Origin of the sequence: Streptomyces sp. MspMP-M5, from assembly GCF_000373585.1 — a bacterium.
Lineage (GTDB): Bacteria > Actinomycetota > Actinomycetes > Streptomycetales > Streptomycetaceae > Streptomyces.
Genome location: NZ_KB891893.1, coordinates 37414 through 60245, shown reverse-complemented (window position 1 = coordinate 60245; position 22832 = coordinate 37414). Strand labels below are relative to the sequence as shown.

The 22832-nt window shown below is 73.7% G+C and carries 20 protein-coding genes; 14 read left to right on the top strand and 6 right to left on the bottom strand.

What is annotated here, in order from left to right; all coding sequences use genetic code 11:
• The first annotated feature begins 124 nt into the window (after positions 1 to 124).
• A complete protein-coding gene (locus B073_RS0118675; RefSeq protein WP_018539607.1) occupies positions 125 to 1381 on the top strand; it encodes an FAD-dependent oxidoreductase in 1257 nt (418 codons plus the stop codon).
• Positions 1382 to 1395: 14 nt separating this feature from the next.
• On the opposite strand, the gene B073_RS0118670 is transcribed toward B073_RS0118675, so the two are convergent.
• Positions 1396 to 2853 (bottom strand): hypothetical protein, encoded by a 1458-nt coding sequence (locus B073_RS0118670; RefSeq protein ID WP_018539606.1) that lies wholly within the window; start codon positions 2851 to 2853, stop codon positions 1396 to 1398.
• Positions 2854 to 3167: 314 nt separating this feature from the next.
• On the opposite strand from B073_RS0118670, the gene lipB reads away from it, so the two are divergent.
• From lipB to B073_RS0118650, 4 genes are all read left to right on the top strand, one after another.
• Positions 3168 to 3983, top strand: coding sequence for a lipoyl(octanoyl) transferase LipB (gene lipB, locus B073_RS0118665; RefSeq protein ID WP_051094069.1), 816 nt, complete (start codon positions 3168 to 3170; stop codon positions 3981 to 3983).
• Positions 3984 to 4124: 141 nt separating this feature from the next.
• Positions 4125 to 5075, top strand: coding sequence for a lipoyl synthase (gene lipA / locus B073_RS0118660; protein WP_018539604.1), 951 nt, complete (start codon positions 4125 to 4127; stop codon positions 5073 to 5075).
• Positions 5076 to 5297: 222 nt separating this feature from the next.
• The gene (locus B073_RS0118655; protein WP_018539603.1) at positions 5298 to 5513 is read left to right on the top strand and encodes a hypothetical protein; all 216 of its coding nucleotides are present in this window, start codon (positions 5298 to 5300) and stop codon (positions 5511 to 5513) included.
• A 10-nt stretch (positions 5514 to 5523) separates the two neighbouring features.
• Entirely contained in the window at positions 5524 to 6234 is a 711-nt protein-coding gene (locus tag B073_RS0118650; RefSeq protein ID WP_018539602.1) for a DUF4191 domain-containing protein, read from the top strand.
• A 207-nt stretch (positions 6235 to 6441) separates the two neighbouring features.
• On the opposite strand, the gene B073_RS0118645 is transcribed toward B073_RS0118650, so the two are convergent.
• Positions 6442 to 6909 carry an RDD family protein gene (locus tag B073_RS0118645; protein ID WP_199788168.1) on the bottom strand — a complete coding sequence of 156 codons (468 nt, stop codon included), beginning with the start codon at positions 6907 to 6909 and terminating at the stop codon, positions 6442 to 6444.
• A 307-nt stretch (positions 6910 to 7216) separates the two neighbouring features.
• Between B073_RS0118645 and glnA the strand changes: the two genes are divergently transcribed.
• Entirely contained in the window at positions 7217 to 8626 is a 1410-nt protein-coding gene (glnA, locus tag B073_RS0118640) for a type I glutamate--ammonia ligase (protein ID WP_018539600.1), read from the top strand.
• A gap of 230 nt (positions 8627 to 8856) precedes the next feature.
• On the opposite strand, the gene B073_RS0118635 is transcribed toward glnA, so the two are convergent.
• Positions 8857 to 9129 carry a hypothetical protein gene (locus B073_RS0118635; RefSeq protein ID WP_018539599.1) on the bottom strand — a complete coding sequence of 91 codons (273 nt, stop codon included), beginning with the start codon at positions 9127 to 9129 and terminating at the stop codon, positions 8857 to 8859.
• A 171-nt stretch (positions 9130 to 9300) separates the two neighbouring features.
• The gene (locus tag B073_RS0118630; protein WP_018539598.1) at positions 9301 to 10872 is read right to left on the bottom strand and encodes an AMP-binding protein; all 1572 of its coding nucleotides are present in this window, start codon (positions 10870 to 10872) and stop codon (positions 9301 to 9303) included.
• A 359-nt stretch (positions 10873 to 11231) separates the two neighbouring features.
• Between B073_RS0118630 and B073_RS0118625 the strand changes: the two genes are divergently transcribed.
• From B073_RS0118625 to B073_RS0118600, 5 genes are all read left to right on the top strand, one after another.
• Complete coding sequence (locus B073_RS0118625) at positions 11232 to 12701, top strand: hypothetical protein (protein WP_026247515.1); 1470 nt, start codon at positions 11232 to 11234, stop codon at positions 12699 to 12701.
• Positions 12698 to 13834 carry an ARPP-2 domain-containing protein gene (locus tag B073_RS0118620; RefSeq protein ID WP_018539596.1) on the top strand — a complete coding sequence of 379 codons (1137 nt, stop codon included), beginning with the start codon at positions 12698 to 12700 and terminating at the stop codon, positions 13832 to 13834. The genes B073_RS0118625 and B073_RS0118620 overlap by 4 nt, the downstream gene beginning before the upstream one ends.
• Positions 13835 to 14007: 173 nt before the next feature.
• The gene (gene glnII / locus B073_RS0118615; protein WP_018539595.1) at positions 14008 to 15030 is read left to right on the top strand and encodes a glutamine synthetase; all 1023 of its coding nucleotides are present in this window, start codon (positions 14008 to 14010) and stop codon (positions 15028 to 15030) included.
• Between the two features lie 300 nt (positions 15031 to 15330).
• Positions 15331 to 16107 carry a rhomboid-like protein gene (locus tag B073_RS40375; protein WP_018539594.1) on the top strand — a complete coding sequence of 259 codons (777 nt, stop codon included), beginning with the start codon at positions 15331 to 15333 and terminating at the stop codon, positions 16105 to 16107.
• A gap of 459 nt (positions 16108 to 16566) precedes the next feature.
• Positions 16567 to 17205 (top strand): winged helix-turn-helix domain-containing protein, encoded by a 639-nt coding sequence (locus B073_RS0118600; RefSeq protein ID WP_018539592.1) that lies wholly within the window; start codon positions 16567 to 16569, stop codon positions 17203 to 17205.
• Here B073_RS0118600 and B073_RS40370 read toward each other — a convergent pair.
• Together B073_RS40370 and B073_RS0118590 are read right to left on the bottom strand one after the other, a co-directional pair.
• On the bottom strand, positions 17181 to 18050 hold the full coding sequence (locus B073_RS40370) for a lysophospholipid acyltransferase family protein (protein ID WP_018539591.1): 870 nt from the start codon (positions 18048 to 18050) through the stop codon (positions 17181 to 17183). The genes B073_RS0118600 and B073_RS40370 overlap by 25 nt on opposite strands.
• A 152-nt stretch (positions 18051 to 18202) precedes the next feature.
• Positions 18203 to 19003: a GNAT family N-acetyltransferase gene (locus tag B073_RS0118590; protein ID WP_018539590.1), complete on the bottom strand. Its 801-nt coding sequence runs from the start codon at positions 19001 to 19003 to the stop codon at positions 18203 to 18205.
• A gap of 491 nt (positions 19004 to 19494) precedes the next feature.
• On the opposite strand from B073_RS0118590, the gene B073_RS0118585 reads away from it, so the two are divergent.
• From B073_RS0118585 to B073_RS0118575, 3 genes are all read left to right on the top strand, one after another.
• Positions 19495 to 19740, top strand: coding sequence for a DUF397 domain-containing protein (locus B073_RS0118585; RefSeq protein ID WP_018539589.1), 246 nt, complete (start codon positions 19495 to 19497; stop codon positions 19738 to 19740).
• 91 nt (positions 19741 to 19831) lie between these two features.
• Positions 19832 to 21829, top strand: a complete 1998-nt coding sequence (locus tag B073_RS0118580) for a hypothetical protein (RefSeq protein WP_018539588.1) — start codon at positions 19832 to 19834, stop codon at positions 21827 to 21829.
• Between the two features lie 85 nt (positions 21830 to 21914).
• Positions 21915 to 22826, top strand: coding sequence for a metal-dependent hydrolase (locus B073_RS0118575; protein ID WP_026247514.1), 912 nt, complete (start codon positions 21915 to 21917; stop codon positions 22824 to 22826).
• The last annotated feature ends 6 nt before the right edge of the window (positions 22827 to 22832 follow it).

The following is a 22832-nucleotide window of genomic DNA, read 5'->3' as shown; positions in this document are numbered from 1 at the left end:
GCGCCCCTGTCGGCCGGGGCGCGGTGGTCCCTACGGTCCTCGGACACACCACTGGGCATCCCGGGCGGCCGCACCGGGCATCAGCACCGTGCGCTGCCGCTGGGACCGACCTCGGGAGGGGAATGTGCTGCGCTCCGCATCGGCCGTCGACGTCGTCATCGTGGGGGCCGGGCCGGCCGGCCTCGCCGCCGCCCGCCATCTGACCGGGGCCGGGCTCTCGGTCACCGTCCTGGAGGCCGCCGAGCGGGTCGGCGGCCGCTCCGCCACCGACGAGGTGGACGGCTTCCGTCTGGACCGCTGCGGCCGCCCGCTGGCGGTCTCCCCGGTCGCGCTGCGTCGCACGCCCGGCCTGGCGGAGCTGACGCTGCGTCCGTTCGCGGCCGGGCTGGGCCTCCACAACGGGCAGCGGGTCCAGCGCATCAGCCCGCTGCGATGCACAAGGGGCGCACTCTCCGCGGCGCGCGCCCTCACACGCGCCGACCGGCGCACGGAGCGGATCGCCGACCGTCCGGTCAGTGACGCCCTGGCCGGCCGCCCGGCGTTCCCGCCGCGCACCCACGACACCTTCCTGCGGCCGCTGCTGGGCGCCCTGCTCTGCGATCCCCGGCTGGGCGGCTCCAGCCGGGGCGCGGCGCAGGTGCTGCGGGCCTTCGCGGACGGCCGGCTGGCGCTGCCGACGGGCGGCGCCTCGGCCGTACCGGAACTGCTGGCGGCCGGTCTGCCGCCGGGCACCGTACGGACCTCCGTGGCGGTCACGGCCGTCGACACCAACGGCGTCCACACCCGCGAGCACGGCCGGATACCGTGCCGGGCGGTGCTGGTGGCGACCGGCGCGCGGGACGCCGCCGCACTGCTGCCGGGGCTGCGGGTGCCCGCCTTCCACCCGCTGACGGTGCTGCACCACACCGCGGACGCCCCGGCCGGCACCCGCGGCGGCCCCGCCCGGGACACCGCCCTGATCCTGCCGACCGAGGGCCCCATCGGCTTCAGCTACCTCGCCGGCGCGATCGACCCGTCCCGCACCCCGCCCGGCCGGCCGCTGGTCACCACCGTCGTCCTCGGCCCCGCCGCGGCGCTGCCGCTGGACGTCCTCGACAAGACCGTCCGGCCCCGGCTGGACCGGATCTACGGCGTGCGGACGGACGACTGGCAACTCCTGACGGGCCATCACAACCCGTACGCGGTACCGGCGATGGCCACCCCGCACGACCCGCAGCGCACCGTCCGGGTGCTGGCCGGGCTGTACGTCTGCGGCGACCACCGCGACACCAGCACCCTCCAGGGGGCCCTGCGCTCCGGCCACCGCGCCGCCCGCGCCCTCCTCCAGGACTTCGGCCTCCCGGCCCGTCCGGAACCGGACACCGTACCGGCGGCGGCCTAGGGCACACCGGCCCGTCAGCCCAGCGCGGCCACCCGCTCGCGGTAGCCGCGCACCGCCGGCGCGTCCCGGTACGGCTCCAGCCTGCGCTCGAAGTCCCGGACGTACTCGTGGGCCCGGACCGAGCGCATCTCGGACGCCTGCAGGGCCGCCTCGGCGCCGAGCGTGCACGCCTGCTCCAACTCGCCCAGGCCCAGCCGCGCGGTGGCCAGCACCACCCGGCAGAACAGCCGGCTGCGGGCGAACCCGGCGGCGCGCAGCTGCAGCGAGCGCTCGGCGTGCTGGGAGGCGGCGCGGTACTGCTGGAGATCGCGGTGGCAGTGCGCGAGTTCGTCGGCGAGCTGGGCCTCGTCGAAGAAGCGCGCCCAGTAGGGGGTGTCGTCCCCGGGACGGGCGCCCTCCAGGGCCCGTTCGGCGCGGGCCAGCGCGGCCGTGCAGGCCCGGACCTCGCCGAGGACGCCGTGGCCGCGCGCCTCGGCGGCGTGCAGCAGCGCCTGCACGGTGGGCGGCACACCGCTGCCGACGCCCTGCTGGGCGACCCGGGCCAGTTGGACGGCCTCCCGGCCGTGCCCCAGATAGACCGCCTGCCGGCTCATCGTCACCAGGACATAGGCGCCGTACGCCCGGTCGCCGGCGGCCTGGGACAGCCGCAGCGCCTGGACGAAGTACCGCTGCGCCAGCCCGTGCGCGGCGATGTCGTACGAGGTCCAGCCGGCCAGCCGGGTCAGGTCGGCGGCGGCCGAGAACAGCCGGCGGCCGACGGTCTCCCCGTAGGTGCCGCGCAGCATCGGCTCGGCCTCGTGCTCCAGATAGCGCACCAGGGCCTGGCGGGCGTGGCCGCCGCCGTAGGCGTGGTCCAGGGCGCGGAACAGCTCGCCGACCGAGCGCAGGGCCGCGATGTCGCCGGAGGTGACCCGGCCGCCCTGGGTGCGGTCCACCCGCTCGGTCTGCCGCTGCCGGGGCACGGCCGACCGGCCGCCCTGGAGCGGGACCCGCTCGCCGGCCTCGCCCGCCGGCTCGCCGTGCGCGACGCGTTCGTCGGGGCGGCCGATGAGCCAGTCCCGGCTGGGCACCACCAGGCCGGCCGGGGTGAAGGCGATCTTGCGGAGTTCGGCGTGGCTGCCGGAGTCCTTGCGCCACAGTCCGCTGACGATGTCCACCGCCTCGGTCGGCGTGGAGGCGAACTCCAGCCCGGCGTACACCGGCGCGCAAGCGTCCAGACCGAGGTCCTGCGCGGAGAGCCGGCGCCCCAGCCGACGGGTGAAGACCTCCGCGATCAGCGCGGGGGTGGTGCCTCTGGGCTGCTGCCCGCGCAGCCAGCGCGTCACCGACGTCTTGTCGTAGCGCAGATCGAGGCCGTGCTCGATGCCCAGTTGATCAACCCGTCTGGCCAGCCCTGCGTTGGAGAAGCCCGCCTCGGCGATGAGCGCGGCCAGTTGGCGGTTGGGCGTGTGGTGCGGGGGTCGTTCCGTCATCAGCTTTACCGGTCTCCTGCCTTCCGGGCCGGGCCGCCGGGTTCGACTGATCCCGTCCGGCATGCTCGCTTCGCCCTTGTGGAACGGCGTGAATGTAACGGCCTTCAGCGCCTTTCTCGCGGCCTGCGCCCCGCGTTCATCCGATCGTGTGAGCACGTCACAGGCGCTTCGAGGGCCGTGCGGCGCACCGGCCCGGTGCGGGGGGCGCAACGGGCGGCCGTACAGTGGCATGGGCGCGACGTGGCATCGCACGTGCCTCGCAAGAGGCATCACACGTCGCAGGGATCTGCGACAAGGTTCGAAGAGGAGCTGCCGTGACTGCGATCTCTCGGGGGGAGACCCCCGTACCCGAGGGGCTGCGCTTTGTGCATCTGGGCTTCGGGACGGACGCCGTCGAGTACGAGTCCGCGTGGCAGGAGCAGCGTCGCATCCACGCGGCCCGGTTCGCCGACGAGATCCCCGACACCTGCCTGCTCCTGGAGCACCAGGCCGTCTACACCGCGGGCCGCCGCACCTCCGACGACGAACGCCCCCTGGACGGCACCCCGGTCGTCGACGTGGACCGCGGCGGGAAGATCACCTGGCACGGCCCGGGCCAGCTGGTGGGCTACCCGATCCAGAAGCTGCCGCGCCCCGTCGACGTGGTCGCGCACGTCCGGCGGCTGGAGGAGGCCCTCATCCGGGTCTGCGCCGAGTTCGGCGTCGAGGGCACCCGGGTCGAGGGGCGCAGCGGCGTGTGGGTCCTGGGCGATCCGGTGGAGCAGCGGCCGGCCCTCGGCGGGCTGCAGCTCGACTTCGACCCGCGGACCGCGGACGAGTTGTTCGACCCGCGGCTGAACGGCCCGGAGTACGCCCCGTCCAACGCCGGCCAGCGCGGCGAGGACCGCAAGCTCGCCGCGATCGGCATCCGCGTCGCCAAGGGCGTCACCATGCACGGCTTCGCCCTCAATGTGAATCCGGACACCACCTCGTTCGACAAGATCGTGCCGTGCGGCATCCGGGACGCCGGTGTCGCCTCGCTCTCCGGCGAGCTGGGCCGCGAGGTCACCATCGCCGAGGCCCTGCCGGTCGTCGAGAAACACCTGGGAGAGGTCCTGGAGAACGCCGTCCTGCTCCCCCGCGCGGTCTGAGCACCGCCCCGCGGCCGGGCCGCGGGAATGCCGCCCTCCCGTCCGGGGTTCGGCCAAGCACGACCCGCACGTGGAAATGCGTGCGAATTGACGGGCGTACCCTGGTGTACGCCGAAGAATCGAAGTTGTTAGGGAGCCGACGTGTCCGCAGTCGCACCCGACGGACGCAAGATGCTGCGCCTGGAGGTCCGCAACAGCCAGACCCCCATCGAGCGCAAGCCCGAGTGGATCAAGACCCGGGCGAAAATGGGTCCCGAGTACAACCACCTCCAGGGCCTGGTCAAGAGCGAGGGTCTGCACACGGTCTGCCAGGAGGCGGGCTGTCCCAACATCTTCGAGTGCTGGGAGGACCGCGAGGCGACCTTCCTCATCGGTGGTGACCAGTGCACCCGCCGCTGCGACTTCTGCCAGATCGACACCGGCAAGCCGCAGGCGCTGGACCGCGACGAGCCGCGCCGGGTCGCCGAGTCCGTGCAGACCATGGGCCTGAAGTACGCCACGATCACCGGCGTCGCCCGCGACGACCTGGAGGACGGCGGCGCCTGGCTCTACGCCGAGACCGTCCGCCAGATCCACGCCGCGATGCCCGACACCGGCGTGGAACTGCTGATCCCGGACTTCAACGCGATCCCCGAGCAGCTCGCCGAGGTCTTCTCCTCCCGCCCGGAGGTGCTGGCCCACAACGTCGAGACGGTCCCGCGGATCTTCAAGCGGATCCGCCCCGGCTTCCGCTACGAGCGGTCGCTGGAGGTGATCACCAAGTCCCGCGAGGCCGGCCTGGTCACCAAGTCCAACCTCATCCTGGGCATGGGCGAGACCCGCGAGGAGATCAGCCAGGCGCTCCAGGACCTGCACGACGCGGGCTGCGAGCTGATCACGATCACCCAGTACCTGCGCCCCTCGGTCCGCCACCACCCCATCGAGCGCTGGGTCAAGCCGGCCGAGTTCGTGGAGCTCAAGGAGGAGGCCGAGGAGATCGGCTACGCCGGCGTCATGTCCGGCCCGCTGGTCCGCTCCTCCTACCGCGCCGGCCGCCTCTACCAGCAGGCGGTCGAGCGGCGCGAGGTCGAGGCGTCCAGTCAGGCGGTTTGACGCCCCCGGCGCGCCAACTTGTGAAACGTGGCACATGCTTAGGAGACGCGGCCCCGCACTCCCCCAGGCAGGGGGCGTCGGGGCCGCGTCAACGTTTCATAGGTGTTTGACCGGCAGGTCATCCGTTGGTAACACCCTTCGGTGACGATGGATGTACGCACCGCAAGACACCTCCCCCCGCACCCCCTGTTCGTGTCCGTTCGTCCGAGGGAGACCATCACCATGGAGGTCGCGCCGCTCCGCGCCACCGCTCGCCCCATCCCCTCCGTCACCGGTGCTCTGCGTGCCATCGAGGCCGTCCTGCTGCGCGGCGGCCAGCGCACCGCCCGCCGCAACGCCTGGACATCGGTCCTGGAGGACCGCCGCCGCGCCAAGGACCGGTACGACGCCGGATACGTCCTGGAGGCCGCGGCCACCCGGCGCCCGCACGCCACGTAAACTTCGGTGTATGGCGAGGAAGGCAAACGCAACCGGCGCTGGCGGCGCTGAGAACTCCGGGCGGCTGAAGCAGATCGCCCTGACCTACAAGATGACCCGTCGGGTCGATTCCAAGGTCGGTCTTGTCGTCGCTGGCACAGGAATCGTCGTCTTCGGCGTCCTCCTCGCCATCGGCTTCGTGATCGGCCACCCCGTCTACGCGGGCGTCCTGGGCTTCGTCCTGGCGTTCCTCGCGATGGCGATCATCTTCGGCCGGCGCGCCGAGCGGGCGGCCTTCGGGCAGATGGAGGGCCAGCCCGGTGCGGCGGCCGCCGTCCTGGAGAACGTCGGCCGCGGCTGGACGGTGACCCCCGCCGTCGCGATGAACCGCAACCAGGACGTGGTGCACCGCGCCGTCGGCAAGGCCGGCATCGTCCTGGTCGGCGAGGGCAACCCGAACCGGCTGCGCGGCCTGCTGGGCGCCGAGAAGAAGCGCATGGCGCGCACCGTCGCGGACGCCCCGGTGCACGACATCGTCGTCGGCGACGGCGAGGGCGAGGTCCCCCTCAAGAAGCTGCGCACCCACCTGCTGAAGCTCCCCCGGGTCCTCCCCGGCCCCCAGGTGACGGCCGTCAACGACCGCCTGCGCGCCCTCGGCGACCTGATGAGCAACATGCCCGTCCCGAAGGGTCCGATGCCGAAGGGCATGCGGATGCCGAAGGGCGGCGGCAAGGCACGCTGAGACGCGGCTGAGACGCGCTGACCGGCCACGCCGGATTTCCCCCACTACGTACAACTACGTGCGACGCCCCGAGGCTTGGCCTCGGGGCGTCCGGCGTTGGTGGGGGCGCGAGGAGCCGATGGGGGCCTCCTCGCGGCTGGCTGCCGCTCTGCCGCCGGCCGTGGCCGGCTGTCGCCGGCTGTAGCTAGATCCGCATCTGTACCGTGGCTAGATCCGCACCTGTACCGCGCGGCTGAGCCGGTCGTGCAGCCCCCGGCCGTCCCGGTCCCAGATCGCCGCCGGGATGACCAGCACCAGCAGCAGCGTCCGCAGCACCACCCTCGGCAGGGTGATCCGGCCGCCGCCCTCAGCGACCACCCGCAGCCCCAGCAGCCGCTTGCCCGGGGTGCAGCCGACGGTGCCGACGGTCAGCACGCTCAGCACCGCGAACACCACCAGCGCCCAGTTGCTCGCCGACTGCGCCTTGCCGCCGCTGAGCAGCCCGTACGCGATGAGCAGGCAGAGCGCCCAGTCGATGAAGAGCGCGCCGAAGCGGCGGCCGACCCGTGCGATCGACCCCGGGCCCTCCTCGGGCAGCCCGAGCTGCTGCCCGCGGTAGCCGAAGTCGACACCCATGTCCTCGGCCGTCGCCCGGGGCCCGGAGATCCACGATCCGATTGCTTGCCTGTTGTCCACCCGTCCACGGTACTGCGACCGCATACGTTCCCCGGGCGCCGGGTTCCCGGACGACCGCGACCGCACCGCCGCCACCGTCCCCCGGCAGCCGTTGCCGCAGCGGTGCCGCACCCGACTCCGCGTCCGCTCCCGTGGGCGCACACTGGGGGTGAGGGCGACAGCGCGCCGGTTAACCTCGGCGAAACAAATGGGTCATGCTTGGGAAATCCCGCCTGCCTATGGTCGGGCGAGCGCGCCACCGCACGAGGACGCGCTCCGAGTCGCAACCCCGCGTCCGCCGAGCGGTGACCGGGCTAGGAGGAGTTGGATGTTCCAGAACGCCGACGACGCGAAGAAGTTCATCGCGGATGAGGACGTGAAGTTCGTCGACGTCCGTTTCTGCGACCTGCCGGGCGTGATGCAGCACTTCACGATCCCGGCTGCGGCGTTCGACCCGGACGAGGACCTGGCCTTCGACGGATCGTCGATCCGCGGCTTCCAGGCGATCCACGAGTCCGACATGGCGCTGCGCCCGGACCTGTCGACGGCCCGTGTCGACCCGTTCCGGCAGGAGAAGCACCTCAACATCAACTTCTTCATCCACGACCCGATCACGGGCGAGCAGTACAGCCGTGACCCGCGCAACATCGCCAAGAAGGCCGAGGCGTACCTCGCCTCCACCGGCGTCGCGGACACCGCGTACTTCGGTCCCGAGGCGGAGTTCTACGTCTTCGACTCGGTCCGCTTCGAGACCTCCGCGAACCAGGGCTTCTACCACATCGACTCCGAGGCCGGCGCCTGGAACACCGGTGCCCTGGAGGACAACCGCGGCTACAAGGTCCGTTACAAGGGCGGCTACTTCCCGGCCCCGCCGGTCGACCACTTCGCCGACCTGCGCGCCGAGATCTCCCTGGAGCTGGAGAAGTCCGGCCTCCAGGTCGAGCGCCAGCACCACGAGGTCGGCACCGCCGGCCAGGCGGAGATCAACTACAAGTTCAACACCCTCCTCGCCGCCGCCGACGACCTGATGCTGTTCAAGTACATCGTGAAGAACGTCGCCTGGCGCAACGGCAAGACGGCCACCTTCATGCCCAAGCCGATCTTCGGTGACAACGGCTCCGGCATGCACGTCCACCAGTCGCTGTGGCAGGGCGGCCAGCCGCTCTTCTACGACGAGCAGGGCTACGCGGGCCTCTCGGACACCGCCCGCTACTACATCGGCGGCATCCTCAAGCACGCCCCCTCGCTCCTGGCCTTCACCAACCCGACGGTGAACTCCTACCACCGCCTGGTCCCGGGCTTCGAGGCCCCGGTCAACCTCGTCTACTCGCAGCGCAACCGCTCCGCCGCGATGCGCATCCCGATCACCGGCTCCAACCCGAAGGCCAAGCGCGTCGAGTTCCGCGCCCCGGACCCGTCGTCCAACCCCTACCTCGCCTTCTCGGCCCTCCTCCTCGCCGGCCTCGACGGCGTCAAGAACAAGATCGAGCCCGCCGAGCCGATCGACAAGGACCTCTACGAGCTCGCCCCGGAGGAGCACGCCGGCGTCCCGCAGGTCCCGACCTCCCTCCCCGCGGTCCTCAACGCCCTCGAAGAGGACAACGAGTACCTCCAGCAGGGCGGCGTCTTCACCTCCGACCTGATCGAGACCTGGATCGACTACAAGCGCACCAACGAAATCGCCCCGATCCAACTCCGCCCGCACCCGCACGAGTTCGAGCTGTACTTCGACATCTAAAGACCGTCCCCGGGGCGGAGCGTGCTGGTTGCCGGTCCGGTCCGGGTGGTTGTGAGCCGTCGGCCGTGTCTTCCTTTTGGGGAAGGCGCGGCCGACGGCTTTTGTGTGGGTCCGAGCGCGTCGCGTTTCGGGCCGGGCGGTGGGTCGACCGGCTTGTCGGGGGCGGCAGTTGTCGCCGATCAGCGGATCTCGTGGATCAGCAGGAGTCGTGGATCAGCAGATGTCGCAGGTCAGCAGTTGTCGTAGAGCAGGGCTCGGACCAGGCGGCAGGTGGTGTCGGAGGGGTGGTGGACGCCGATGGCGAGGGCGGTGGAGCGGATGGTGGCGTTGCTGGCGTGCTCGGGGCGGTAGACGCCGGTGTCGAGCAGGGCTATGGCCAGGCGCATGGCCTTCAGGCGGCGGTTGTGGGATTCGTACCGCTCCCGGGGCCAGCCGGCGGGGAGCGGTTTCTTGGGCAGCGGGTGGGCCGGGAGGGGTTTCGTCATGAGTGTGGCAGCGGCCATCCGGCAGACCTCCAGGAGCTTCGGTGAACCCTCACTTACTGGTTCCCATTTTACTGCCGGGCACTGACAAAAGCCCCTGGCCAGGGGGGATTTGCCGCCCCTGGCCAAGGGGATTCGCCGGGTGCGGGGAGGCATGCGGGGAAGGTGTGCGGGACGGCGTGCGGGGGTGGTTCAGGAGGTCGGGACCTGGAGGGCGCGGAGGAGGTTTTTGTCGGGTTTGCCCACGGGGGTGAGGGGGATGGTGTCGAGGAGGTGGACGGCTGCGGGAGCGTAGAGGGCGCCCTTGTGGGCGGTGACGAAGGTGCGGAGGGCGGGCAGAGAGAGCTCGTCGGCGGAGTGGCCGGGGGCGGGGACGACGGCGAGGTGCACCTCCTCGGTCTCGTCGGGGCGGCGGACTCCGTAGGCGGCGGCGTGGGCGACGGCCGGGTGGGTGTGCAGGAGGTCCTCCAGTTCGGAGGGGTTGACGTGGCCGCCGACGACGATGACGACGTCCTTGAGGCGGTCGACGAGGTAGAGGCGGCCGTCGTCGTCCAGGTAGCCGACGTCGCCGGTGCGCAGCCAGCCGTCGCGGAGGACCTCCGCGGTGAGGTCGGGGCGCTTCCAGTAGCCGCGCATCACGCCGGCGGAGCGGACGTGGATCTCGCCCGGTTGCCCCGGGGGCAGGTCGCGGCCCTCGGGGTCGCGGACGGCGAGGGCGACGCCGGGCGTCGGGCGGCCGACGGTCATCGGGCGGTCGGTGCGGATGTCGGCGTGGTCGGCGGGGCCAGCCTCGGTGATCGACATCGCCTCGGACTGGCCGTACCAGCCGTAGAGGACCGGACCGAACGCCTCGGCCGCCTCGCGCATCCGGGACGCGGAGGCGGTGCAGCCCCCGTAGGAGATGCGGGTGAGGGAACCGAGGTCGGTGAACGGGAGGGTGGGGTCGTCCAGGAGGCGGTAGAGGAGCGGCGGCAGCAGCCAGAGGTGGGTGATGCGTTCGCGGGCGACGGTGGCCAGGACGGCGGTGGGGTCGAACTCCCGGTGGAGGACGATGCTGCCGCCGGCCACGAGGGTGGCGTCGGCCACGATGCCGGCCAGGTGGGCCAGCGAGGTGCAGGCCAGGAAACGGGGCGGGTCGCCGGCGGCCTCCCAGGAGGTGCGGCCGAGCATCGCGGCGATCCCGCTGTGGGTCATCCGAACGCCCTTGGGGACACCGGTCGTTCCGCCGGTGTGCCGGATGCACCAGTCGTCGTCGGGGCGGGCCGTGCTGGGGACGGTGGGGGTGGCGGGGAGGGCGGCGCAGGCGGCGAGCAGGTCGGGGCCGAGTGGGGCGGCGCCCGTAGGGGGCGGGCCGAAGGTCATGGCCTCGGGGCGGGGGCCGGTGCAGCCGTCCAGGAGGGCGCGGGCCGTGTCGTGCAGGTCGGGGTCGGCCAGGAGGAGGTCGGTCTCGGCGCTCTCGGTCACCCTGGCCAGGGTTTCGGCGGCCATCCCGTCGTAGAGGAGCACCACCCGCGCGCCCAGGAGGTTGACGGCGTAACGGGCGGCGAGCGCCTCGGGGCGGTTGCGGCCGAGGACGGAGACGGTCCGGCCGCGGCCGACGCCATGGGTGCCGAGGACGGCGGCCATGCGGTGGACGGTGGCGTGCAGGGCGTCCGCGGTGATGTGGTGGCCGTCGGCCGTGGTGACGACGGGGAGGTCCGGGTCGCGGGCGAGGGCGGCTAGCACGAGGTCGACGTAGCTGGTGAAGGACGGGGTGGTGGGCATGGTGGCTCCTCGGGGGTGGTGGTTCCGGTGGGTGGCACGGTGTGCCGGACGGTGGTGACGTTAGGCGTGACCGGTCATGCCTTCCACGACCAAATGCGCCATGTGGTCATGCCGTTGGGGTTATGAAGGGCCTTGGGACGGCTTCTGACGTGGGCGTTGGGCGGCGTCGGGGGACGGCGGGGGGCGGGGCCGCGCGGGGAAACGCGGATGACCGGGCGGAGGCGGCGGTGTTACGTTTCCGGGGCCGGCCGCGGGACTCCGGCGCGACTTCCGGACCTGCTCTGTCAAGCAACGATTCGCTGTTCGCGCCCTCATTCCCCGGCCGGCACCGATGTGCGGAGAGGTGTACGGGGGACGGCGTGGGAAGCCAGGAGACGCGGGCGGAGGCGGTGGCGGCCGAGGACGTGCTGCTGTTCGTCAACGCCGCAGTCACCGCCACCGGGCAGCGCGAGTTCCGGTCCGACGCGGCGGAGCAGCGGATGTCGCTGGACTTCCTGCACGCCTACGTGTGCGGCAACTACCGCCCCCTGTACGCCGCTTCGCTCGCCCTGGACGTCAACGACCACAATGCCGCGCTCATCGTGCGCCGCCTCCTGGAGACCGCCAGGGAGGCGACGCCGGAGGAGCGGCGTACCGAGGGGCGGCTGATCGCGGCCCGGTTGGCGCGGCTGCCGGCCCCGCGGGTGTACCGGCTGTTCCGGGAGCTGCGCCGGGCCCGGGTGAACAACCGCCGGACCCGCGCACTCGTCCGCGACTGGCTCGCCGCGCGCCCGGACCCGGCGCTGGACGCGGTGAAGTACCGCGCGGGGCTGGCGGGCGCGCTGCGCCACGCGCATCTGCCGCCGGCCGGTCCCGCCGACGACGAGCTGGGGGACTTCCTGTTCGCGCCGGGCCGGCGCACGCACTACGGCACGCCCCTGCTGGACGCCTGGCGGCGGGCGCACTACGAGCAGGCGGCGCTGTACGAGCTGCCGTTCACGGTCGCCGAGGGGTTCGCGGCCCGGCACGGCATCGACCGCCGTGTCTTCCTGGAGCGCATCGCACCCCGGATGACCCGTCTGGAACGACTGCGCGCCCAGGAGTCGGCCCGTGCGCACCGCGCCTCGGTGGCCGTCGATCCGGCGGCGATGCCGTTGACCCGGTTGGCGTCGTACGTCCTCGGGCTCCCGTTGGACGACCGGGTCGCGCGGCGGGCCGAACTGACCGGGGCGCTGCGGGCGGCGGCCCGGCGCGCGGCGGGCGCGCAGGCCGGCACCTGGGGGCGGGTGGCGGCCGTCCTGGACGACAGCTTCTCCGCGACGGGTTCGCGGCAGAAGCGGCAGCGTCCGCTGGCGGTCGCGCTGGCCTGCCACTTCCTGCTGGAGGCGCTGGCGGGGGCGTACCGCCCACTGTGGACGTCGGGACGGCAGGACGCGCTCCTGGCGTACCCGTACGGGGCGACGCCGCTGGGGGTTCGGGTGCTGGACGCGCTGGAGACGGGGCCGGAGCGGCTGGTGATCGTCTCGGACGGCTGGGACAACGCGCCGCCCGGGTTGGCGGGCGAGGTGCTGCGGGTGTGGCGGGAGCGGCTGGACCCCGGGGGCGAGGTCGTGGTGCTGCACCTCAATCCGGTGTACGACGCCGGGGAGTTCGCCGTGCGGCGGCTGTCGGCGGCGGTGCCCACGGTGGGTGTGCGGCGCGCCGAGGACCTTCCGGCGCTGGCGGAGCTGGCGCGGTTCGCGGAGGGGCGCAGCGGACCGGCGGAGCTGCGGGCCCATCTGGACGAGCGGGTGCGGCAGTTCCTGGAGGCGACGGAGGCCGGGACGGGCACGGGAGGCGGTGTGCGGTGAGCAGGCTGGATCTGGGCGGGCTGCGGGCCCGTCCGGCGCAGGTGTGGGGTGCGGTACGGCTGGTGCCGCTGGTGCGTGCGGAGCCGATCGAGGACCTGCGGCTGCACCGCGAGGTGTACGGGGACGGGGGGCCGGCCACGGTGGTGGCGGACCGGCGCACCTCGTACACCTCGTACATTCCGCATGGTTTCGTGGCGAACTGGACGGCGGACGGAACGCCGGCGGCCTCGTACGGCGCGCAGCTGAGCGACGGGAGCGGGCCGGTGGACTGTGCGCCGCTGCGCTTGCCGCGCAAGCTGGTGCAGCGGCAGCGCGGGCGGCGGACGGGGCGCGGGGGCGGCCCGGCGGGGCTGCGGTTCCTGCCGCTCCACCTGGCGCTCGACGGCTATCTGGCGCTCCATTTCGGCGGGCCGTCCGTGGTGTGGGAGGAGTGGACCCACCGGGCGGTGCGCGCGGGGCTGTCACCGCGCGTGGAGACGGTGTACCGGGGCGAGGAGATCGCCGGGCTGGCCGACGCGCTGCGGATCTTCGAGATCCATCCGGACCAGTGCGGGGTGCTGGTGTACGTGGCGGACGCGCCGGCCACCGCGTTCGTCGTGCCGCATCCGGACGACTACCGGGCGCTGCACCCGTCGCTGGTCCACCACCTCTATGGCGAGCTGATGTACCAGTACGCCCTGTACGGCGGCCCGGTGCCGGAGTTCTCGGCCCGGATCGCCGGGGAGTACGTCGGCTCGCTCGGGGAGCTGCGGGCGGCGGCCGAGCGGTCCCGGCGGGAGTGGGAGGCGCAGCACGCCGGGCTGATGGCGGCGGAGCTGCTCGACGGGACGTACGACCTGCGGCAGGTGTACCGGATGGGGCGGTTCCGGCTGTCCCGTTTCCTGCCGCCGTTCGCGCTGCACCGTCCACAGCACATCGGCGAGGTCATCACCGACAATCGGGGCCAAGTGGCGTATCTCATGACGTTCCGGCTCTCCGACAAGCAGGTGCGGCGCGGCCATGTGCTGCGACAGCTGGCCGCGCATGAATGGCACGTCGGGAACACCGCGGCCACCATGGGCATCGACGCCGGCGAACTCATGCGCAGGGTCCGGCACTTGGGCTTCGCGGGGCTGCTGCGGGAACACGGCTGAGCACCCACACAAGGGAATGCCAGGCGTTTTACCGTGAATCGTCGCAGAATCAGAGGATGTCCGACTGGGTAACCTGTGGTTCACATACGGGCAACGGTCGGGAAACGGCCTGTTGCGAGAGTGCTCCGGTACGCCCGCACGCGTACCCGCACCGACCCGTATAAGAGGACCCCGTGACCATCAAGGCCGAGTACATCTGGATCGACGGCACCCAGCCGACCGCCAAGCTCCGCTCCAAGACCAAGATCCTGAAAGACGGGAGCTCGCTGCCGCGCTGGGGCTTCGACGGGTCCAGCACCAACCAGGCCGAAGGCCACTCCTCGGACCTCGTGCTCGACCCGGTCTTCAGCTGCCCGGACCCGATCCGCGGCGGCGACCACCTGCTGGTGCTGTGCGAGGTGCTCAACACCGACCTCACGCCGCACCCCTCCAACACCCGGGCCCTGCTGCGCCCGGTGGCCGAGCGCTTCGCCGGCCAGGAGCCGCTGTTCGGCATCGAGCAGGAGTACACCTTCCTCAAGGGCGAGCGCCCGCTGGGCTTCCCCGAGGGCGGCGGCTTCCCGGCGCCCCAGGGTGGCTACTACTGCGGTGTCGGCGCCGGCGAGATCTTCGGCCGGGAGATCGTCGAGCAGCACCTCGACCGCTGCCTGGCGGCCGGCCTCGGCCTGTCCGGCATCAACGCCGAGGTGATGCCCGGCCAGTGGGAGTTCCAGGTGGGCGCGCTGTCGCCGCTGGAGGTCTCCGACCACATGTGGGTGGCGCGCTGGCTGCTGCACCGCACCGCTGAGGAGCACGGCATCACCGCCTCCCTGGATGCCAAGCCGGCCCGTGGCGACTGGAACGGCGCGGGCGCGCACACCAACTTCTCCACCCGGGCGATGCGCGAGGGCTACGACGCGATCATCACCGCCTGCGAGGCGCTGGGCGAGGGCGACAAGCCGCTGGAGCACGTCCGCCAGTACGGCACCGGCATCGAGGAGCGGCTGACCGGCGCCCACGAGACCGCGCCCTGGGACCAGTACTCCTACGGGGCCTCGGACCGCGGTGCCTCGGTGCGCATCCCGTGGCAGGTCGAGGTCGAGAAGAAGGGCTACATCGAGGACCGCCGGCCGAACGCCAACGTGGACCCCTACGTGGTCACCCGGCTGATGGTGGACACCTGCTGCACGGAGCTGGAGCGGCGCGCACAGGTGTGACCGGCCGTCCCCGGGGGTGGGGGTGAGCGGGGCCGGACCGGTGGGTCCGGCCCCGCCTGCATGTCCGGGGACGGCGGTGGCGCGGGCACGCCCTGGCTTCCTGGCGGTCGCGGGCCGGACGGCCATGGGCCTGACGGTCGCCGGCTGGGCGGTCGCGGGCCGGGTGGCCGGGGCCGTTGTCAGTGGCGGATGGCACGCTGGACCCATGCCGCGATCACCGTACGGACCGGGTCCGGGCCGGGTCGTGCGGCGGCGAGGAGGGGCACGGGACGACCGACCGGTAGCGGAGGGGGACGCGACATGCGGAGCACGGTGCGGAGCGGGGGCGGGGTGCGGGGCGGGGCGCTGCCCTGGGTGACGCCGTTGTACGTGGGGGCGTTGCAGCTGGGGGCGTATGCCACCGCCCGGCTGCCGGCGCGGCGGCGGACGGAGCTGCTGCGGGCGCACTCCACCAATGTGGCCAATCTGCGGGCCGGCCGGTGGGGGACGCTGGCCACCAGCGCGGCCTTCGTGGAGGAGCCGCTGCCGGTGGCGTACGGGGCGGCGCTGCTGGCCGCGCTCGGGACGGCCGAGGCGCGGTGGGGCGCCGGGCGCGCGACGGCGGTGTTCGCGGCCGGACACGTCGGCGCCAGCCTGCTGGTCTATGCCGGTCTGCGGGGACGCAGCCGGGCCCGCCGGGCCGCCGCCGAGCGGGCGGCGACGGACGCGGACGGCCCGCGAGCGGCGGCCCGCCCCGCCGGGGGCGCCACCGCGCACGCCATCGACGTCGGGGCGAGCTACGGCTTCTACGCCACCCTCGGGGCGCTGGCCGCCTCGCTGCCGCACCGGGGCGCGCGGGCGGCGGCGACCGGCGGGCTGCTGGCGCTCGGCACCGCGCCAATGCTCCGCCGCGGCCGGACGTTCACCGACGCCGGACATCTGACGGCACTGGCCCTCGGGGTGGCCATAGGGGCCGCGCGGACGGCGATACCGGCACCGCGCACGGCAATACGGAGACGAGGGACGGCGATACGGGCGCACGGGACGGCGATACAGGGGCTCCGGTCGGCGATACGGGGGCGCAGGACGACTGCATGAGGGCGGGGAACGGCGATACGCGGGCGCGGGACGGCGGTGCCTGCGCAGTGAACGGCGATCCAGGAACGGTTTCCGGCCACCGGACGGAGTGCTACCGAAGCTGCAATGCACTCAACTCCCGTGCGACGACGGGAAGTCGGAGCTGCCACGTCAGCGGCCCGCGAGCCCGTGGGGCCGGCCCGCGGCACGATCGCGTCACAACGGGGCCCGGTGCGAAAGACAGATCAATGGCCGTCTGGTTCAATAGGGCCATGGCCAGCCTCACAGACACCGCGACGGGTCGCAGCGACCTCGAGCCGTTCTGGCCGTCCCGGCAGGCGCACGCCTTCGACCGTCTGTGTTGCCCCGCGCACTGAGCGCGGGCCCGCACCCTCCTCTCCGACACCGCTGACCGGTGTCCCCAGCCCTGCCCGCGCGCACGTCCCCCGACGGCCCCCTGCGCGAAAGAGCTGACGTTCGATGACCAATCTCCGTACCGTTCCTGCCGGTTCCGCCACCGCCACCGTTCCCCCGCTGCCCCATCCCCGTCACCGGCTGCGCGCCGTGGCGCCCGACGAGGCCCTCCATCCACCGGCCACCGCCGGGCGGTACGCCCAGCCCGCCGCCCCCGGCGGAGATGTCGCGCGCCACAGTCCGCAGCAGGTCGCCGAGTTGCTGGCCTCCGGCGCGACCTGGCTCCCGGCGCCGCAGCACAGCCTGCCCGCCCTGCCCGGCCAGCCGCCGATGGTCGGCTACCTCGTCCTGGTACCGGCCGAGCAGGCCCCCACCCCGCAGCCGCCCGCCGGGGCCGCCGGGGGCGCCTGGACCGGAGACGAGATCGTGCGGATCGACGCCGAGCAGCGGACCGTGTACGTCGACGGCCGGCTGCTGGACCTGACATACCTCGAATTCGAGCTGCTGACCCATCTGGTCGCGCATCCGCACCGGGTGCACACCCGCGACCAGTTGGTGACCACGGTGTGGGGTTACGGGCACGTCGGCGACGGCCGCACCGTGGACGTCCATGTCGCCCGGCTGCGGCGGAAGCTCGGCACCAAGCACCGCGGCTCGATCGTGACCGTCCGCCGGGTCGGCTACAAGTACGTGCCGAGCGCCTGACCGGCCCGGGCGGGCGCCGCACCGGCGCCGGGCACCCGGCCGCCGCCGAGGACCACCCGCTCGGCGGCGGCCGCCAGCGCCCGCCGGTCCAGGTCGCGGCCCACTGTGGGCAGCGCCGGGTGGACGGTGACCCGCACGGTCAGTCCGCGGGCGGCGACCACCCGGCGCAGCGAGGCGGCGAAGGTGTCGTCCCCGCAGAAGGCGGCCACCGTGGTGGGGCGGCCCTGCTGGGCGTAGGCGACGGTCACCGGGCGTACGGGGGCGCCGGCGTCCAGCGCGGCCTGGAAGGTGGCCCGGCGGAAGGCGCCCTGCTCGGCGGTGCACCAGGTGGTGGCCTGCGGAAAGACCGCCACCGAACGGCCGGCGACCAGCAGCGCGGACAACTCCCTTACGATGCACGGGAGTCGGCGCGGGTCGGTGCGATCGATGAAGTGGGTGCCGGCGCGCCGGGCCAGTCCGCCGACCAGCGGCCAGCGGCCGACCTCGCGCTTGGCGAGCAGGGTGGCCGGTTCCACGGCGAGCAGCGCGACGATGTCGAGCCATGAGACGTGGTTGAGGACGATCAGGGTGCCCGGGGCGCGGGCCGCTCCGGCGACGCGCTCCGCCGGCCCCGCCACCGGTTCCGTACCGGTCACGGACAACGGGTCCGCCGCCCCGGCCGCGCCCTCCGCGCCACGGACCTCCAGCCCGACCGCCAGCGCCGCCAACAGGGCCCGGGCGTGCGCCCGGAGGCGTACCGGGTCCGCCAGGCGCGGCCCGGCGGCCAGGGTGCGGCCCACCGCGCCGGCGAACGCGGCGGCCCGGCGGACGGTCCCGGGGAGCGGGAGGCGCGGGACGGCGTGCACGGCACACCCCGGGCTGCACACCGGACGAACGTCGAACGGACCGTTCACCACGCCCCCGGACAACGGGCCGCTCACCACGCCCCCGGCGGGCAATGGGCCGTCCACTCCCCCGGGCGAAGGGCCATTCACCACTCCCCCGGGCAACGCCCCGTTCACCGCTCCCCCAGGAAGAAGCGCCGGTAGCGGTCGCCGAGTTGCTCGATGTCCAGGACGGTGAAGAAGTCGGCGACCCCGAAGTCCAGGTCGTGGGCGGGGGCGCCGCAGATCCAGGCGCCGATGCGGAGGTAGCCGCGCAGCAGCGGCGGCAGCTGGGCGAGGGCGGGGCGCTCGGGCAGCGGGGCGGTGGGGTGCCAGGGGCGGCGCGGGGTGACCAGGAACGCGGGCGGCGCGGCGTGGCGGGTGCGGGCCAGCGCCCAGGCGTGGGCGGCCGCGGTGCCCCCGTCGGCAAGCGGTACGGAGGCGCAGCCGGCGAGGTAGCGGTGGCCGGAGAGCAGGGTGTAGCGGGCCAGGGCGGCCCACATCTGGTTGATCACGGCGCCGTTGCGGTGGTCGGGGTGGACGCAGGAACGGCCGGCTTCGATCAGGGCGGGGCGCACCGCGTCGAGGTCGGTGAGGTCGAACTCGCCGTCGGAGTAGAGGCGTTGGCTGCGGCCCGGTGGCAGCAGCCGGTAGGTGCCGACGACCGCGCCGGTCGGGGTGTGGATGACGACCAGGTGGTCGGCGAGGTCGTCGACGGCGTCGATGTCGTGTCCGGGGAGCGGACTGTCGAGGGCGGCGCCCAGCTCGACGCCGAAGACCTGGTGACGCAGACGCTGGGCGGCCCGGACCAGGTCGGGGGTGTCGGCGATCAGGGCGGCGTAGTCGGGGACGGCGGCCGGGGCGGAAGCAGCGGAGGTGTCCGGGGCGTTCGAGGCGGGGGGCGTGGTGGGGGTCGTGGCGGGTGCCGTGCTCATCAGAGCCTCCGTAGGTGGTGCTGGGTACACCCCCTGCGGGGTGCGCGACCCAATGACCTGGCGTTCTCCTACCCGGCAGACTGTCCCCGCGCCCGACGGCCGGGCATGTGAAGCCCAGGGAGCGTACGGGTGAGGGTCCGCGGAACACTGGTCGCCGCGGCGAGCCGGCAGTCCGCCGGCGGCGCTGCGCGGTACTGCTGCGGGGCTCCGCGACCTGGCGCGAACTGCTCTGGCTTCCCGTTGAGGGGCGGGTCCACACGCGGCGAGCGAGTCTGCGACCGGGCTTTGCACACAACCCCCGCCCTTGCGTCGAGATCCGGCCAAATCGACAGGGCGGACGCAGACGCCCGCCGCCTCTCCGCCCGACAGGGCCGCGCCGCCAACTCCCCTGGCGGGCGGGGCCGAACGTCCGGCTGTCCACACCGGTGGAAGCTCGTCCGGGCGCCGCGTACGCTGACCGCCACAGCTCACGCGAGTAAGGGGAGCAGGACATGGGCACCGCAGCCGACAAGGAATGGCTCTACAGCCTCGACATCTCCGACGCCACCTGGCAGCGCCCGCCCGGCGACCCCGAGGCGGAGGCGGTGGAGATCGCCTTCCTGGAGCGCGGCGCGGTGGCGATGCGCAACTCCAAGGAGCCCGAGGTCGTGCTGCGCTATACCGAGGCGGAGTGGCGGGCGTTCGTCCTGGGCGCCCGGGACGGGGAGTTCGACCTGGACCGGCACCACACGGCCTGACGTCGGCCGCCGGGCCCGCGCGGGGTGCGTCACCCGTCCGGGCGGGCCCGGCCGTCGGTGACCATCACAGGATTCACTCGTTCCACGGAATGTGGAGCAGCAGCACGCGGTGACCCCGCGCCCGGACCGCGCCTCCCTCGTCGGGTACGCAGACGGGGACGAGCCCATCGACGTCGAGCAGGCCGAGGCGGCCCTGGTCGAGCACTACCCCCGGCTGGCCCGGCTGGCCTATCTGGTGCTGCCACCGGCCCCCACCCGCGGGCGTCGGGTGCTGGCCGCGCACGCGGTGGTACAGCGGGCGCTGCCCCGGCGGCCCGGTCCGGCGGCCGTCCTGCCCGCCCAACGAGGCGCGGACCCGGCCGTCGATCCCGGTTACGCGCTGATGCGGCTGCGGGTACTGAGGGCGGCACTGGCGGGGCGGCGCCGCCTGCTGCCGCCGGCGCCGCTCCCCCTGGTCTGGGGCCTGCGGCTGTTCCCGCGCTCCGGGGGCGCCGACGAACTCGCCCTGGACCAGGCCCTGTCCGCGCTCTCCGGCCCGGCCCGGGCCGCTTTCGTGCTGCGGGATCTGGAGCGGCTGTCGGTCCAGGAGACCCGGCGGGTGCTGGAGGCGGCAGGGGTCGCCGATGCCCAGGCGGCGCTGTCCGAGGCGGACGGGGCGGTACTGCCGGCCGGGAGCCGGGACCGGGCGCTGCTGGAGTCGGTGGAGTTCGACCCGTGCGCGCTGCAGGCCCGTCCGACGGACCTGATCCGGCGCCGCCAGAACGGCCGCGCGGCGCTGGCGGCCGGGGCCGCGGTGCTGGTGTGCGGGGCGCTGCTGGGCCTGCCGGGCCAGGGCTGGGGCCCGTACGGCGCCGCGGCCCCGCCGTACGCCCGCAACGCCGCCGCCGAAGCGGCCCTGGATCCGGGCCGGTTGGCGGTCTCCTCGGCCACGGCCTGGAAGACCGCGGCCCGGCCGGACTTCTCGGCCTGGCCGGCCCGCGGCGACCGGACCGGCGACCGGGCGCTGCTCCGGCGGGCGCTGGCGGTGTGGGCCCGGCCCGGCGCCCGGGTGCCGGTCACCGCGACGCCCGGCACCCCCGTCGGCCCCGCGGCCGGCCCGCCGCGGCTGCTCTTCGCCGGCGTGGTGGACCACGCGGTGGTGGTGCTCTTCCACGACGGGCTGCGGGTGGTGCGGTACGCCGAGGCGACCGACGGGCAGGGGCGCGGCGACGGCTCCGGGGCGTCCCTGGACTTCGCGCGGACGGACGACGCGACGGCGGACTCCGCCGGCCTCCTGGTGGTGAACCGCACGGAAGCCAACGTCCGCTATCTGACGGCCCCTTGGGTGACGTCGGTACGGCTGGTGGATCTACTGAAGCCGGACGCGGCGGGCCAGTCGGTCGCGGTCGGCGCCGACGGTCTGACCGCCCCCGTGCCGGCGCCGCGCACCACGGAGAGCTGCACCCGGTGGTCCGCCCTCCGGGTCGGCGGGCAGCTGGACGGGCAGCCGGGCGGGGTCCCGGGCGGCCGGTCCGCCGGGGAGCTGCTGACCGACCTCGGGGAACTGACGCCGGCCCGGCTCACCTACGGCCCCCCGGGCAGCCCGGGCGCGGTGTCCGGGGCGGCGGGCCGTACGGCCTGGGCGCGGACCGCCTGCCAGCTGCCCGCGCTCCGTTCGCAGGGCGTGCGGACGGTGAACACCTGGCGGTTCGCCGAGCAGCCGCTCCCCGGGGGCGCGGGCGTCGCGTCCTGGCTGTGCACCCGGGCGGAGACCTGGCGCGGGGCGGGCGGCGGGGCACTGGCGCAGTTCCAGGCGCCGGCACCGAGCGGGCAGCCGTACGCGACGGGCTCGGTGACCGCCCGCGCCGACGGCGGTACGGCCTGCGGTCCGCGGGAGCCGCGGGTGCTGTCGGGCGTGCTGTGGAAGAGCACGGGTGGCCGGTGGTGGCTGCTGGCGGCGGGCAGTGACCGGATCACGTCGATCACCGCGAGCGGCGGGGTACGGGGGCACGCGGCCGGCCGGCTGCTGGCCGTCCCCGCGGCGGCGGGCGCCCATGCCGACCTGAAGGGCACGGTGACGGGCGGGGGGATGGTGCGGGCGTTGCGGTGAGGGGTGGACGGGGGCCGCGAGGCGGGCTCGTTCTTCCGGCGTTCAGGGGGTATCGACATTCCTTACCCGCCAGTACATTGACGCCATGTCTAATACGGCCTCGTTGCGGCCCCAGCCGGTCGCGTCCGAGCACACCCCGCTGAAGGCCCGCAACGTGGCCTTCGACTGGGCGGACACCCCTCTGCACTGGATCCCCGGCGATCCGTCCAGTACCCACACGATCAACGTGCTGCACCTGCTGCTGCCGGCCGGTGAGCGCTGGTTCGTGCACGTCTACAAGCAGGTGCTGCCCTACATCCGCGACCCCGAACTGCGCGCGGACGTCATCGGGTTCATCGGCCAGGAGGCCATGCACTCCCAGGCGCACGACGACGTCCTGCCGCACCTCAAGGAGCAGGGCCTGGACCCCACCCCGTACACCGCGCAGGTCGACTGGTTCTTCGAGAAACTGCTCGGCGACCGGACGCTGCCACCGGGGCGGGCCCGCGCGTGGTGGCTGAAGGAGCGGGTGGCGCTGATCGCCGCGATCGAGCACTACACCGCCTTCCTCGGCGACTGGGTGCTCAACGCCCGGACGCTGGACGCCCGGGGCGCCGATCCGACCATGCTCGACCTGCTGCGCTGGCACGGCGCGGAGGAGGTCGAGCACCGGTCGGTGGCGTTCGACCTCTTCATGCATCTGGACGGCGGCTACCGGCGGCGGGCCCGCACCTGGGCAACGGCCTTCTCCACGCTGGTGTTCCTGTGGCAGCGCGGCATCCGGTTCTTCATGGAGAACGACCCCACGCTCGTGGGCGGGAAGGCCACGGTGAAGGACTTCGTCCGGGGTGGGCGGCAGGGCGTGCTGCCGACCACCGGGGCGATGGTCCGTTCCATACCCCAGTACTTGAGCCGCACCTACCACCCCTCGCAGCACGGGAGCACCGAGCAGGCCCTCGCCTACCTGGACCGTTCACCCGCCGCGACCGCCGCCGCTGCCGCCTCCGGAGGAGTCTGAAGTGCC